The sequence below is a fragment of the Comamonas sp. CAH-2 genome, assembly GCF_009668305.1.
In the GTDB taxonomy this organism is placed as follows: Bacteria; Pseudomonadota; Gammaproteobacteria; order Burkholderiales; family Burkholderiaceae_C; genus Comamonas; species Comamonas aquatica.
In genome coordinates this window covers 111,497-125,357 of sequence record NZ_VSWF01000005.1, presented here as the reverse complement: position 1 = coordinate 125,357, position 13,861 = coordinate 111,497, and the positions used below count along the sequence as shown (strand labels likewise).

The following is a 13,861-nucleotide window of genomic DNA, read 5'->3' as shown; positions in this document are numbered from 1 at the left end:
GCTTGCATGCAAGCCTTGCGCGGCGGCCACCGCCGTCCTCAGCGCAGCGCACGGTAAATGTCTTCGGCCAGGCTGGCCGAGATGCCATCGACCGTCATCAGGTCCTCGACGCTGGCATTGGCCACGCCGCGCACGCCGCCAAAGCGCTGCAGCAGGCGGGCTCGCCGCTTGGGACCGATCCCCGGAATATCCTCCAGCTTGCTCTGCCCCACGCGCACCTTGGCACGCTGCGCGCGCATGCCGGTGATGGCAAAGCGATGGGCCTCGTCGCGGATCTGCGCCACCAGCATCAGCGCGGCGGAGTCGTGCCCCAGGTAGACCTTGGCCCGGCCATCGGCAAACACCAGCTCCTCCAGCCCCACCTTGCGGCCCTCACCCTTCTCCACACCAATGATGCGCGACACATCCAGCCCCAGCTCGGCAAACACTTCGCGCGCTATGCTGACCTGCCCCTTTCCGCCATCGACCAGCACCAGATCGGGCAGGCGCGGCGCGCCGGGCTCAGGCTCGGCCCCGCCCGCGGCTTGCAAGGCCTGGGCCACCGGCGCATAGCGGCGGTGCAGCACCTGGCGCATGGCGGCATAGTCGTCGCCCGGCGTGATGCCCTGGATGTTGAAACGGCGGTACTCGCTGTTCTGCATCTTGTGGTGGTGGAACACCACGCACGAGGCCTGCGTGCTCTCGCCCGCCGTGTGCGAGATGTCAAAGCATTCGATGGACAGGGCTTCCAGGTTGTCCTGCGGCAAATCCAGTGCCTCGGCCAGCGCCCGGGTGCGCGCGTGCTGCGAGCCTTCCTCGGCCAGCAGGCGCGCCAGCTGGATGGCGGCGTTCTGCTCGGCCATCTCCAGCCAGATGCGGCGTTGCTCGCGTGGCTGCTGCACGGCCGTGACCTTGTAGCCGGCCTGCACCGACAAGGCCTGCAGCAACTGCACGTCCACCGCCTCGCTGACCACCAGCACCGGCGGCGTGGGCACGTCGATGTAGTGCTGCGCCAGGAAGGCCTCCAGCACCCGCGCCTCCACCGTGCGCGGCTGCACCTCGTCCTCCGAGGCGTAGACGCCCATGGCGTCGTCCAGCTGCGAGGGGAAGTACGCGCGGTCCCCCAGGTGCCGCCCGCCACGCACCATGGCCAGGTTCACGCAGGCACGCCCCCCCTGCACCTTGACCGCCAGGATGTCCACATCCTTGTCGTCCGTGGTCTCGATGGCCTGCTGGTGCAGCACCGTGGACAGGGCGCTCATCTGGTTGCGGATCTCGGCGGCCTTTTCATACTCCAGCCGGTCGGCGTGGGCCATCATGCGCGCCTCCAGCTGCTGCAGCAGTTCCTGGGTTTCACCGCGCAGCATGGCCTCGGCGTTGCGCACGTCGGCCGCGTAGTCCTCGGGGCTGATGTGGCCCACGCAGGGGGCCGTGCAGCGCTTGATCTGGAACAGCAGGCAGGGGCGTGAGCGGTTGGCAAACACCGTGTCCTCGCAGGTGCGCAGGCGGAACACCTTCTGCAGCAGCTGGATGCTTTCCTTCACCGCCCAGGCGCTGGGATAGGGCCCGAAGTAGCGGTGCTTCTTGTCGGTGCTGCCGCGGTAGTAGGCGATGCGCGGAAAGCACTGGCCGGCATAGCGGCTGATGTCGCCGTCGTGCGCCGCCACGCCGGTGAGCTTGAGGTAGGGGTAGCTCTTGTCGTCCCGAAATAGGATGTTGTACTTCGGGTGCTGGGTCTTGATGAGGTTGTTTTCCAGCAGCAGCGCCTCGGCCTCGGAGCGCACCACCGTGGTCTCCAGCCTGGCGATCTTGCTGACCATGTGGCCGATGCGCGTGCCGCCATGGTCCTTCTGGAAATAGCTGCTCACCCGGCGCTTGAGGTTGCGCGCCTTGCCCACATACAACAGCTGGTCCGCCGCATCGAAATAGCGGTACACGCCAGGCAGGGCCGGCAAGGCTGCCACCTGGGCCAGGATTTCGGGAGAGTGCTCGACACTAGACATGGCGTGATTGTGGCGCCTGGCGCGCACCGGCACAGCGCACTTGCAAATAAATAGCTGTGAGCGCGCACTGCACAAGGGCTGGATGCCGATTTCACTGCAAACTTGCTGCACACCATAGCCACACGCACTGCACGCACTGCACGCACTGCGGGCAAGGGCCTGCTGGCTGGGCTAGCATCGCCCCTCTTTGCCGCGCCTTGCCCTTGCCCATGCCTGCCACTCCCTCTTCCGCCGCCCCACAGCCCCTGCACTGGGACATCTTCTGCCGGGTCATCGACAACTATGGCGACATCGGCGTGTGCTGGCGCCTGGCGGCCGAGCTGGGCGCGCGCGGCGTGCCGGTGCGCCTGCGCATCGACGACGCCTCGGCCCTGGCCTGGATGGCACCGCAGGGTGCCCCGGGCGTGCAGGTGCTGCCGTATGACGCGGCTTATGCGGAACACCCCGCGGTGGTGATCGAGGCCTTTGGCTGCGAAGCCCCCGCGCCGTACCTGGCCGCGCTGTCGCAGCACCATGCGCACTGCCACAACCACCACCAGCCACGCCCCGTGCTGGTGAACCTGGAGTACCTGTCGGCCGAAGACTATGTGGAACGCTGCCACCGCCTGCCCTCGCTGATCATGTCGGGCGAAGGCCGGGGGCTGACGCGCTGGTTCTTCTACCCCGGTTTCACCGCACGCACCGGTGGGCTGCTGCGTGAAGCCGACCTGCTGCAGCGCCAGGCGCAGTTCGACCGCCCAGCCTGGCGCCAGGCCCACGGCCTGGGCGATGGCGACTGCGCCATCTCGCTGTTCTGCTATGAGCCGCCGGCGCTGCCGCAACTGCTGGGCCAACTCGCCCACCCGGTCGCAGGCTGGCAGCCGCGTCTGCTGGTCACCCCCGGCCGCGCCACGCAGGCGGTGCAGGCACAGGCGGGCGCGCAGGCCTTGCAGCCGCGCTACCTTCCGCCGCGCACGCAGGCCGAGTTTGACGCCATGCTGTGGGCCTGCGATCTCAACCTGGTGCGCGGCGAAGACTCCCTGGTGCGGGCGCTGTGGGCGGGCCAGCCCTTCGTCTGGCACATCTACCCGCAGGACGACCAGGCCCACCACGCCAAGCTCGATGCCTTCCTGGACTGGCTGCAGGCCCCTGCCAGCCTGCGGGCTTTTCACCACGCCTGGAACGGCATGCGCGACGCGGCCAGCCTGCCCACCCTGACCCCGGATTTGCTGCGGGAATGGCGGCACTGCGCCCAGCAGGCACGCGCAAATTTGCTGCAACAAGCCGATCTGATCGCACAGCTGCAACCGTTTGCAGCGGAAAAAAGCTAAAATCTCGCCTTTGCCTCCTCAGAGCGGTTGTGCAGCCTTGCGCAACCCCGACCTTTTGGACGGCTCCCGCCGCGGAACATGCGGCAGGCCTTATCGCTTTTTTCAGAAGCGCCTTGCTTGCCTGCCGTGTTGAGCGGCTCCACCCAACCAGCTAAGCAAGCTATGAAAATCGCTCAAGAAATCCGCGCCGGCAACGTGATCATGTTCGGTAAGGATCCCATGATCGTTCTGAAGACCGAATACGCCCGTGGTGGCCGTGGTGCAGCCACCGTGCGCATGAAGCTGAAGTCGCTGATCGGCAACTTCGGCACCGAAAACGTGTTCAAGGCCGACGACAAGATCGACAACGTCATCCTGGACAAGAAGGAGTGCACCTACTCCTACTTCGCCGACCCCATGTACGTGTGGATGGACGATGAATTCAACCAGTACGAAGTCGAAGCCGAAAACATGGGCGACGCACTGAACTACCTGGAAGACGGCATGGTGGCGGAAGTCGTGTTCTACGACGGCAAGGCCATCTCCTGCGAACTGCCCACCACCATCGTGCGCGAAATCACCTGGACCGAACCCGCCGTCAAGGGCGACACATCGGGCAAGGTGCTCAAGCCCGCCAAGATCGCCACCGGCTTCGAAGTGGCTGTGCCCCTGTTCGTGTCGCAAGAAGACAAGATCGAAATCGACACCCGCACCGGCGAATACCGCAAGCGCGTGTAAGGCTGGCGCCGCCCCACGGCGGCCCACACTGCCCAAAAGGCTTCCTGCGGGAAGCCTTTTTTATGGATGAACTATCAAAAACAAGAGCTGCTAGCGCTTTTACATCAAGCACTTCAGCCATAAAACCATCTAAAAACCTTCAATCATCAACGCTAAAAGCTCCTATTTTTTAAAAGGCCTCCTGTACCAGCACCACCTGGCACGCTTCCTGCAGTTAACCCCCTCAAGTGATTCGGTTGCACCAAAACAGAGACAGGTAAACCCCAATATCTGACTTGGTTGCACCTTCCTAGAATCGCGCCACTTCACAAACAACGTGCACAGGTTCTTCCAGGGAGCAACACGGATATGGCCACCACCACCATCGGCATCAAAGTTGACGAATTGATGCGAGACCGGCTCAAAGCGGCAGCCCAGCAATTGGGTTGCACCCCACATTGGCTGCACAAGCAGGCGCTGCACAGCTACCTGGAGGCGATCGAGCTGGGCAAGCCCCTGCCGGAGTTGCAATACCTGGGTAGCACCCAGCCCGGCGTCGAGTTGCTGGAGCCCGAGGCCCTGGCCGATGCCAGCCAGCCCTATGCGCCGTTCTACGCCCTGGCCCAGGACGTCCAACCCCAAAGCGTGCTGCGCGCGGCCATCACCGCCGCCTACCGCCGCCCCGAGACCGAGTGCATCCCCCTGCTGCTGGCCCCCGCCACCAGCACCAACCCCACAGGCGTGGCCCAGTTGGCCACCCGCCTGGTGCAGGCCCTGCGCGAAAAGCGCCAGAAGAAGACCAGCGGCGTCGAGGCCCTGGTGCAGGAGTACTCGCTGTCCAGCCAGGAAGGCGTGGCACTGATGTGCCTGGCCGAGGCCCTGCTGCGCATCCCCGACCGCGCCACGCGCGATGCCCTGATCCGCGACAAGGTCAGCAAGGGTGACTGGAAGTCGCACACCGACTCGCCCTCCGTGTTCGTCAATGCCGCCACCTGGGGGCTGATGATCACCGGCAAGCTGGTGGCCGTGCACAGCGAGCAAAAGCTCAGCTCGGCCCTGACCCGCCTGATCGCACGCGGTGGCGAGCCGCTGATCCGCCAGGGCGTGAACACTGCCATGCGCATGATGGGCGAGCAGTTCGTCACCGGCCAGACCATCGCCGCCGCGCTGGCCAACAGCCGCAAGCTGGAGGACAAGGGCTTCCGCTACTCCTACGACATGCTGGGCGAAGCGGCCACCACCGAGGAAGACGCGCTGCGCTACCTGCAGTCGTACGAGCAGGCCATCCACGCCATCGGCCAGGCCTCGCAAGGGCGCGGCATCTACGAAGGCCCGGGCATCTCCATCAAGCTGTCGGCCCTGCACCCCCGCTACAGCCGCGCCCAGCGCGAGCGCGTGATGCAGGAGCTGTACCCGCGCCTGCTGAAGCTGGCCGAACTGGCCCGCCAGTACGACATCGGCCTGAACATCGACGCCGAGGAAGCCGACCGCCTGGAAATCTCGCTGGATCTACTGGAGCAGCTGTGCTTCGCACCCTCGCTGGCCGGCTGGAACGGCATCGGCTTCGTGGTCCAGGCCTACCAGCGCCGCGCCTTCTTCGTGCTGGACTGGATCATCGACCTGGCCCGCCGCAGCAAACACCGCCTGATGGTGCGCCTGGTCAAGGGCGCCTACTGGGACAGCGAAATCAAGCGCGCCCAGGTGGACGGGCTGGAAGACTACCCCGTCTACACCCGCAAGCTGCACACCGACGTGTCCTACCTGGCCTGCGCGCGCAAGCTGCTGGGCGCCCCCGAAGCCATCTTCCCGCAGTTCGCCACGCACAACGCCCACACCCTGGCCAGCATCTACCACATGGCGGGCAACAACTACTACCGCGGCCAGTATGAATTCCAGTGCCTGCACGGCATGGGCGAAGGGCTGTACGAGGAAGTGGTGGGCGACATCGCCCAAGGCAAGCTGGCCCGCCCCTGCCGCATCTACGCCCCCGTGGGCACGCACGAGACACTGCTGGCCTACCTGGTGCGCCGCCTGCTGGAAAACGGCGCCAACAGCTCCTTCGTGCATCAGATCGGGGATGAGACGGTGGACATCGCCCAGCTGGTGACCGACCCCGTGGCAGCCGCCCAGGCCCTGTCGCCCCTGGGCCGCCCGCACGACCGCATTCCCGCCCCGGCCCAGCTGTATGCAGCCCAGGGCCGCAGCAACTCCGCCGGCCTGGACCTGAGCAACGAACAGCGCCTGGCCTCCCTGTCGGCCGCCCTGCTCAGCAGCAGTGCGCCCTGGCGGGCGGAACCCGCCCATGCGGCCCATCTGCCGGCGCAGCCCGTCAGCAACCCCGCCCACGCCGGCGATGTGCTGGGGGAAGTGCGCATGGCGGGCGCTGCGGAAGTAGCCCACACCATGGCCCAGGCCCAGCATGCGGCCCCCATCTGGCAGGCCACGCCGGTGCAGGCCCGCGCCGAGGCCCTGCTGCGTGCGGCCGACCTGATGCAGGCCCAGCTGCAGCCGCTGATGGGCCTGCTGTGCCGCGAAGCCGGCAAGACCCTGCCCAACGCCATCTCCGAGGTGCGCGAAGCCATCGACTTCCTGCGCTACTACGCCCAGCAGGCCACGCAGCACCTGAACAATGGCAGCCACCGCCCCCTGGGCGTGGTGGTCTGTATCAGCCCCTGGAATTTCCCGCTGGCCATCTTTGCCGGGCAGATTGCCGCGGCCCTGGCCGCCGGCAACGTGGTGATCGCCAAGCCGGCCGAGCAGACCAACCTCATCGCCGCCCAAGCCGTGGCCCTGCTGCACCAGGCCGGCATTCCCGAACATGCGCTGCAGCTGCTGCCCGGTGACGGCGAAACCGTGGGCGAAGCCCTGGTCGCCCACCCGTGCACCGATGCCGTGGTGTTCACCGGCTCGCACCCTGTGGCGCAACACATCCACCGCCGCCTGTCGCAGCGCCTGGGCAGCCACGGCAAGCCCGTGCCGCTGATCGCGGAAACAGGGGGCATCAACGCCATGGTGGTGGATTCCTCGGCCCTGTCCGAGCAGGTGGTGGGCGATGTGCTGATGTCGGCCTACGACTCGGCCGGCCAGCGCTGCTCCGCCCTGCGCCTGCTGTGCCTGCAGGAAGACAGCGCCGACCACGTGCTGCGCATGCTGCGCGGCGCCATGCAGGAATTGCGCGTGGGCAACCCCGACCAGCTGGCCACCGACGTCGGCCCGGTGATCGATGCCCAGGCCCGGGCGGACATCGAGGCCTACATCGAACAGATGCGCGGCCAGGGCCACACCGTCACGCGCCTGGAGCTGCCTGCCGAATGCCGCCACGGCCACTTCGTGGCCCCCACGCTGATCGAAGTCAGCCGCGTGCAGGATCTGAGCCGCGAAGTCTTCGGCCCCGTGCTGCACGTGCTGCGCTATGCCCGCAAGGACATGGATGCCCTGCTTCAGGACATCAACAGCCTGGGCTTTGGCCTGACCTTTGGCGTGCACACGCGCCTGGATGAAACCGTGGCCCATGTGTCCGAGCGCATCCATGCCGGCAACATCTACGTCAACCGCAACATCGTGGGCGCCGTCGTGGGCGTGCAGCCCTTCGGCGGCGAGGGCCTGTCGGGCACCGGCCCCAAGGCGGGCGGCCCGCTCTACCTGTTCCGCCTGCTGGCACAGGCCCCGGCGCTGGAACAGCTGCCAGTGCTGACCGCACGCGGCCCCCAAACCCTGAACGTGGCGGCCGGCCAGCAGGTGCTGCTGGATGGCCCCACGGGCGAGACCGACCAGTACCTGCTGCAAGCACGTGGCGCCATCTGGTGCCTGCCCTTGACCGTGGACGGGCTGCAGGCCCAGTGGCAGGCCTGCCAGGCCACGGGCAACACCCTGCTGCTGCAGGACACACCCGCCCTGCGCGCCCTGGTCGCCCAATGGCAACAGGCCCAGCCGGCGGCGCAAGCCGCAGCCCTGCACTGGGCGGATGCAGCACAGATTGCACAATTACCGCTGCAGGCGGCACTGGCCGAAAGCGACACCGATGCGCTGCTGCCGCTGCAGCAGCAACTCAGCGCCCGCAGCGGTCCGCTGCTGCTGGTGCAGGGCCTGACCACCGAAGAGATCCGCAACGGCGAACGCTACCGCCAGGAACGCTTATTGCGTGAGATCAGCATCAGCACCAACACCACAGCCGCTGGCGGCAACGCCAGTTTGATGATGGTGGGTTAAGCCCGCATTCCCCTGGGCCCACAGCCTTCCTACAGTCCTCTTTTTCACCCACCAAGGAGCAACGCAGCATGACATCTTCTCCATCCTTCAAGACCGTGGCCAGCACCATGGCACTGGCCTGCGCTTTCGGCGGCTTGATGAGCGCCGCCCACGCAGACACCACCGTGCGACTGGGCTTCGCCGCCCCGCTGACCGGCCCCCAGGCCCATTACGGCGAAGACATGCGCAACGGCCTGTTGCTGGCGCTGGAAGAAGCCAACGCCAAGGGCATCAAGCTGGACGGCGACAAGGCCAAGTTCGTGCTGGTCTCCAAGGACGACCAGGCCGACCCCCGCACCGCCGTGCAGGTAGCGCAGCAGATTGCCGACGACAAGGTGCAAGGCATGCTGGGCCACTTCAACTCGGGCACGACCATCCCCGCATCCCGCGTGTACAACGAGGCTGGCATCCCCCAGATCGCCATGGCCACGTCGCCCGAGTACACCCTGCAGGGCTATGACAACACCTTCCGCATGATGACCAGCGACACCCAGCAAGGTGCAGCAGTGGGCGTCTTCATGGTGAAGGACCTGAACGCCAAGAAAGTGGCGATCATCGACGACCGTACCGCCTACGGCCAAGGCCTGGCCGACCAGGTGATCCAGGCCGTCAAGCGCGCCGGCGGCACCGTGGTGGCGCGTGAGTACACCACCGACAAGGCCAGCGACTTCACCGCCATCCTGACCAGCATCAAGGCCAAGGGCGCCGACGCCATCTTCTTCGGCGGCCTGGACGCGCAGTCAGGCCCGATGCGCCGCCAGATGGCAACCCTGGGGCTGAAGCAGCCCCTGGTGTCTGGCGAAATGACCCGCAGCGACACCTTCCTGAAGCTGGCCGGTGAAGCCGGCAATGGCACCTACGCCTCGCTGGCCGGCGTGCCCCTGAAGACCATGGCCCAGGGCGAGAAGTTTGCCGCGGCCTACAAGGCCCGCTTCAAGGCCGACCCCGGCGTCTATGCCCCCTATGCGTACGACGGTGCCTGGAACATGATCACCGCGATGGAACAGGCTGGCTCCGCCAAGGCAGCCAAGTACCTGCCCAAGCTGGCAAGCCTGAAGCGCAGCGGCGCCACCAGCGCCAACATCGCCTACGACAAGAATGGCGACCTGAACGAAGTGGCCGTGACCATCTACACCGTCAAGGGCGGTAAGTGGGAAGAAGTGAAGACCATTGTTGATTCGGCCAAGTAAGCGCCAAGGGCGCTGCAACCCACTCGGGGTGACAGCGCCCTCCCCCCAAGCAGCCCCGCTGCTGACCTCGGTCTTGCCCCGCGGCAAGGCCATTTTTTCCGACTGACCACGCCCAAGGCGCGCCTGTCATGGATATTTTTCTGCAACAAATCATCAACGGCCTGACGGCGGGCAGCGTGTATGCGCTGGTCGCGTTGGGCTACACCATGGTCTACGGCATCATCGGCCTGATCAACTTCGCCCATGGCGACGTGGTCATGGTCGGCGCCATGATCGCCACCAGCGTCGTGCTGGCACTGGTCGGCCACTATGGTGACGTCTCTGTGTTCGTGGCCGTGGGCGCTGCCCTGGTGGTGTCCATTCCCGTGTGCATGGCCCTGGGCTGGACGGCCGAGCGCATCGCCTACCGCCCACTGCGCCGCGCACCCCGCCTGGCCGCACTGATCACGGCGATCGGCGTGTCCATCATCATCCAGAACGTGGCCATGATGTTCTGGGGCCGCAACTACCTGAACTTCCCGCACATCATCGAGCCCAGCGTGCTGCAGCTCGGCGATGCGCGACTGAGCATGCTGCAGATCGCCATCATGCTGGGCTCGGCCCTGATCATGGTGGCCTTGCTGCTGCTGGTGCACAAGACCCGCCTGGGCATGGCCATGCGCGCCACGGCACAGAACCGTGAAGTCGCAGGCCTGATGGGCGTGAACATCAACACCGTCATCTCGGCCGCCTTCCTGATCGGCTCGGCCCTGGCCGCCGTCGCCGGCGTGATGATCACCAGCTATTACGGCGTGGCACAGTACACCATGGGCTTCATGCTGGGCCTCAAGGCCTTCACGGCCGCGGTGCTGGGCGGCATTGGCAACCTAGGCGGCGCCATGCTGGGCGGCCTGCTGCTGGGCCTGATCGAGGCCCTGGGCTCCGGCTATGTCGGCAACCTGACCAATGGCGTCTTCGGCAGTCACTACCAGGACGTCTTCAGCTTCATCGTGCTGGTCGTGGTGCTGATCTTCCGCCCCTCGGGCCTGCTGGGCGAACGTTCGGGAGACCGCGCATGAACCACGCACTTGCTGCTTCCAAAGACCGCACGCCGGTCAAAGTCTGGTTGGGGGCCTTCGCCATCGGTGCTGTGCTGCTGATGCTGCCCTTCCTGCTGGGCGCGACCGCCGGCCAGGGCTGGATCCGCATCCTGAACTTTGCCCTGCTGTATGTGATGCTGGCCCTGGGCCTGAACATCGTGGTGGGGTTTGCCGGCCTGCTCGACCTGGGCTACATCGCCTTCTACGCCGTGGGCGCCTATGCCTGGGCCCTGCTGGCCTCGCCCCACTTCGATTTGCACCTGCCGTTCTGGGTGGTCCTGCCGATCGGTGTGGCGCTGGCAGCGATGGCCGGGATTGCGCTGGGCTTTCCCGTGCTCAAGCTGCGCGGGGATTACCTGGCCATCGTGACGCTGGGCTTCGGTGAAATCATCCGCATCTTCATGAACAACCTGGATGCGCCGGTCAACATCACCAACGGCCCGCAAGGCATCAACCGCATCGACACCATCAAGGTGGGTGAATGGGCGCTGGGCCGCCCGGAGACCATCCTCGGGTTCCGCATCACCGGCCCCGAGAAGTACTACTACCTGCTGATGGCGCTGGTGATTCTGATCATCTTCGTGTGCATCCGCCTGCAGAACTCGCGCGTTGGCCGCGCCTGGGAAGCCGTGCGCGAAGACGAAATCGCCGCCAAGGCGATGGGCATCAACACCCGCAACATCAAGCTCATGGCATTTGGCATGGGCGCCAGCTTTGGCGGTGTGGCCGGTTGCCTGTTTGCCTCGATGCAGGGTTTTGTCAGTCCCGAGAGCTTCGGCCTGAGCGAATCCATCGCCATCCTGTGCATGGTGGTGCTGGGCGGCATGGGCCATGTGCCTGGCGTGGTCGCCGGCGCCCTGCTGCTGTCGATCTTTCCCGAAATCCTGCGCAATGTGGTGGTGCCGATTCAGCAGACCCTGTTTGGCGATGTGCTCGTGGACCCCGATGCCATCCGCATGCTGCTGTTCGGTATCGCGCTGGTGGCCGTGATGATTTTCCGCCCCGAAGGTCTGTGGCCCTCGCAGGTGCGCAAACGTGAACTCAACCGTGGCAAGGAGCAGAAAGCATGAGTGCAGTGCCACCCACTTCCAGCACAACCCCGCGAGAGCCCTTGCTCGTCGCCAAGGGGCTGAGCAAACGCTTTGGCGGCCTGCAGGCCCTCAAGGACGTGAGCTTCGAGATCCGCAAGGGTGAAATCTTCGGCCTGATCGGCCCGAACGGTGCCGGCAAGACCACGCTGTTCAACGTGATGACGGCGCTCTACATCCCGGAGTCGGGCAGCTGCCTGTTCAACGGTGTCGAGCTCACCCGCCTCAAGCCCTACCAGATTGCCGCGCAAGGCATGGCCCGCACCTTCCAGAACATCCGTTTGTTCGCCTCGCTCACGGCGCTGGAGAACGTGATGATCGGCCAGCACCTGCGCACCAAGGCCGGCCTGTGGGGCGCGGTCACGCGCAACCAGGCCACCCGCGCCGAAGAGGCACGCACGGAAGCGCGCGCGCTGGAGCTGCTGAACTACGTGGGAATTGGCCATGTGGCCAACGAAGTGGCGTCCTCGCTGTCGTACGGTGACCAACGCCGCCTGGAAATTGCCCGCGCCCTGGCCACCGGTCCCTCGCTGCTGGCACTGGACGAGCCTGCTGCCGGCATGAACCCGTCGGAAACCGTGGTGCTGCGCGCGCTGATCGAAAAGATCCGTGATGACGGCATCACCGTGCTGCTGATCGAGCACGACATGAAGCTGGTCATGAACATGTGCGACCGCGTGCTGGTGCTGGAATACGGCCAGGTCCTGTCCTATGGGCAGCCCCATGACGTGCAGCACGACCCGCGCGTGATCGAAGCCTACCTGGGCAAGGGCGCCGCGCAGGATCCGCTGCTACACCCCCCAGCCACCCCACAGAACCCGTCCACCCATGACTGAAGCCACATCCTCGACCCCTTTGCTGGATGTGCGCGGCATTGATGTTGCCTACGGCGGCATCCGCGCCGTGCGCCAGCTGAATCTGCATGTCCACCCTGGCGAGCTGGTGGCACTGATCGGCGCCAACGGCGCCGGCAAAAGCACCACGCTGCGCGCCATCTGCGGGCTGGTCCCGCTGGCGGCTGGCAGCATCCATTACCAGGGCCAAAGCTTGGCGGGCCAGCCCGTGCACAGCATGGTGCGCCAAGGCCTGGTCATGGTGCCCGAAGGGCGCGGCATCTTCCCGCAGCTGACGATCGAAGAAAACCTGTACATGGGGGCCTACACCCGCACGGACAAGGACGGTGTGGCCCAGGACCTGGAGGGCGTCTTCACACGCTTTCCGCGCCTGGCCGAGCGCCGCAAGCAAACCGCGGGCACCCTCTCGGGCGGCGAGCAGCAGATGCTGGCCATGGGCCGGGCCATCCTGTCCCAGCCCAAGCTGCTGTTGCTGGACGAGCCGACCATGGGCCTGGCACCGATCATGGTGGACAAGATCTTCGAGGTGATTGCCGACATTTCGCAACGCGGCGTGACCATCTTGCTGATTGAGCAGAACGCCCGCCTGGCGCTGGAAGTGAGCCAGCGCGGCTATGTGCTGGAGTCGGGGGAGCTCACCCTGCAGGGCCCGGCGCACGATCTGCTGCACGACCCCAAGGTGCGCGCCGCCTACCTGGGCGAATAAACGCCCTCCACGGCACGACCACAGGCTTCCCGACGGAAGCCTGTTTTTCATTCACGGTCTTGTTGGTGGGGCCTTGGTCCGTCGCTCCAACCGCCACTGCCCGAGATTCAAAGCCTGGGCGCTTGCGGCGCTGGCGCAGTTACCGTGTGGCGCAACTGCTGTTCCAGTTGGCCCACGTAGGCCGCCGTGCTGTTGTCGCTTTCCTGCGCACGGGCCTGCAGGTGGGCCTCCAGCGTGTCCATGCGGTCCATCAAGCGCCGCTCTTCCTCCTGGTGCAGGCTCTCTATCGCCGCCCGCAGCTCGGTGAACCGTGAGGCTTCCGCCTTGTCGGCCAGCTCACGCTGGGCGTGCATTTCCTTGGCGTGCGCACGCGCCTCCAGCAACCATGCCCCCTGCATTGCGATCACATAGGCAATGAAGACGATGGTCATCAGGGCTGTTAAACCCATCAGGATCAAGCCCAAGGGGAGGTCCACCGTGGTGAAGCCCAGGGATGTGGGTACGGTTTGTGCCAGGTACGGAAAGTTGAAGAAGCCCAGAAAGCCGATGATCAGAATGATCAAGGTCAGCAGTGCAATGCGAGATTTCATGAGTGTTACCTTTGCGCTGTTTGGCCTGTGTTTGTACCGCAACTGGCCGCACCTGTTCGCCAGCGTGCGGCACATTCAGGCTCAGCTCTGCTCCTACACACCGGCATAAAAAAAGCCA

10 protein-coding genes are annotated in these 13,861 nt (G+C 65.7%); 8 read left to right on the top strand and 2 right to left on the bottom strand.

The features are described 5' to 3' along the window. Positions 1–38: 38 nt before the first annotated feature. Positions 39–1,982, bottom strand: coding sequence for an excinuclease ABC subunit UvrC (gene uvrC / locus FYM52_RS05705; protein ID WP_154163390.1), 1,944 nt, complete (start codon positions 1,980–1,982; stop codon positions 39–41). 209 nt (positions 1,983–2,191) lie between these two features. Here uvrC and earP point away from each other — a divergent pair, with 209 nt between their 5' ends. The 8 genes from earP to FYM52_RS05665 all read left to right on the top strand — a co-directional run bounded on the left by earP (position 2,192) and on the right by FYM52_RS05665 (position 13,153). After that, a complete protein-coding gene (gene earP / locus FYM52_RS05700; protein WP_154163389.1) occupies positions 2,192–3,292 on the top strand; it encodes an elongation factor P maturation arginine rhamnosyltransferase EarP in 1,101 nt (366 codons plus the stop codon). 162 nt (positions 3,293–3,454) lie between these two features. Further along, a complete protein-coding gene (efp, locus tag FYM52_RS05695; RefSeq protein ID WP_042412962.1) occupies positions 3,455–4,009 on the top strand; it encodes an elongation factor P in 555 nt (184 codons plus the stop codon). Positions 4,010–4,357: 348 nt separating this feature from the next. Beyond that, positions 4,358–8,197 (top strand): trifunctional transcriptional regulator/proline dehydrogenase/L-glutamate gamma-semialdehyde dehydrogenase, encoded by a 3,840-nt coding sequence (gene putA / locus FYM52_RS05690; RefSeq protein ID WP_154163388.1) that lies wholly within the window; start codon positions 4,358–4,360, stop codon positions 8,195–8,197. Between the two features lie 107 nt (positions 8,198–8,304). Next, positions 8,305–9,426, top strand: a complete 1,122-nt coding sequence (locus FYM52_RS05685) for a branched-chain amino acid ABC transporter substrate-binding protein (RefSeq protein WP_154163414.1) — start codon at positions 8,305–8,307, stop codon at positions 9,424–9,426. Positions 9,427–9,554: 128 nt separating this feature from the next. Next, positions 9,555–10,484 (top strand): branched-chain amino acid ABC transporter permease, encoded by a 930-nt coding sequence (locus FYM52_RS05680; protein WP_043387266.1) that lies wholly within the window; start codon positions 9,555–9,557, stop codon positions 10,482–10,484. Next, the gene (locus FYM52_RS05675) at positions 10,481–11,575 is read left to right on the top strand and encodes an ABC transporter ATP-binding protein (RefSeq protein ID WP_154163387.1); all 1,095 of its coding nucleotides are present in this window, start codon (positions 10,481–10,483) and stop codon (positions 11,573–11,575) included. Before FYM52_RS05680 ends, FYM52_RS05675 begins: the two co-directional genes overlap by 4 nt. Continuing rightward, on the top strand, positions 11,572–12,429 hold the full coding sequence (locus FYM52_RS05670; protein WP_045267026.1) for an ABC transporter ATP-binding protein: 858 nt from the start codon (positions 11,572–11,574) through the stop codon (positions 12,427–12,429). Before FYM52_RS05675 ends, FYM52_RS05670 begins: the two co-directional genes overlap by 4 nt. Then, positions 12,422–13,153 (top strand): ABC transporter ATP-binding protein, encoded by a 732-nt coding sequence (locus FYM52_RS05665; RefSeq protein WP_043387262.1) that lies wholly within the window; start codon positions 12,422–12,424, stop codon positions 13,151–13,153. The genes FYM52_RS05670 and FYM52_RS05665 overlap by 8 nt, the downstream gene beginning before the upstream one ends. Positions 13,154–13,260: 107 nt before the next feature. Here FYM52_RS05665 and FYM52_RS05660 read toward each other — a convergent pair whose 3' ends face one another. Beyond that, positions 13,261–13,743 (bottom strand): LapA family protein, encoded by a 483-nt coding sequence (locus tag FYM52_RS05660; protein WP_154163386.1) that lies wholly within the window; start codon positions 13,741–13,743, stop codon positions 13,261–13,263. Between the last annotated feature and the right edge of the window lie 118 nt (positions 13,744–13,861).

Excerpts from the sequence above, each read along its gene's own strand:
- uvrC (WP_154163390.1), bottom strand. The coding sequence starts at position 1,982 with ATGTCTAGTGTCGAGCACTCTCCCGAAATCCTGGCCCAGGTGGCAGCC.
- earP (WP_154163389.1), top strand. The coding sequence starts at position 2,192 with ATGCCTGCCACTCCCTCTTCCGCCGCCCCACAGCCCCTGCACTGGGAC.
- efp (WP_042412962.1), top strand. The coding sequence starts at position 3,455 with ATGAAAATCGCTCAAGAAATCCGCGCCGGCAACGTGATCATGTTCGGT.
- putA (WP_154163388.1), top strand. The coding sequence starts at position 4,358 with ATGGCCACCACCACCATCGGCATCAAAGTTGACGAATTGATGCGAGAC.
- FYM52_RS05685 (WP_154163414.1), top strand. The coding sequence starts at position 8,305 with ATGGCACTGGCCTGCGCTTTCGGCGGCTTGATGAGCGCCGCCCACGCA.
- FYM52_RS05680 (WP_043387266.1), top strand. The coding sequence starts at position 9,555 with ATGGATATTTTTCTGCAACAAATCATCAACGGCCTGACGGCGGGCAGC.
- FYM52_RS05675 (WP_154163387.1), top strand. The coding sequence starts at position 10,481 with ATGAACCACGCACTTGCTGCTTCCAAAGACCGCACGCCGGTCAAAGTC.
- FYM52_RS05670 (WP_045267026.1), top strand. The coding sequence starts at position 11,572 with ATGAGTGCAGTGCCACCCACTTCCAGCACAACCCCGCGAGAGCCCTTG.
- FYM52_RS05665 (WP_043387262.1), top strand. The coding sequence starts at position 12,422 with ATGACTGAAGCCACATCCTCGACCCCTTTGCTGGATGTGCGCGGCATT.
- FYM52_RS05660 (WP_154163386.1), bottom strand. The coding sequence starts at position 13,743 with ATGAAATCTCGCATTGCACTGCTGACCTTGATCATTCTGATCATCGGC.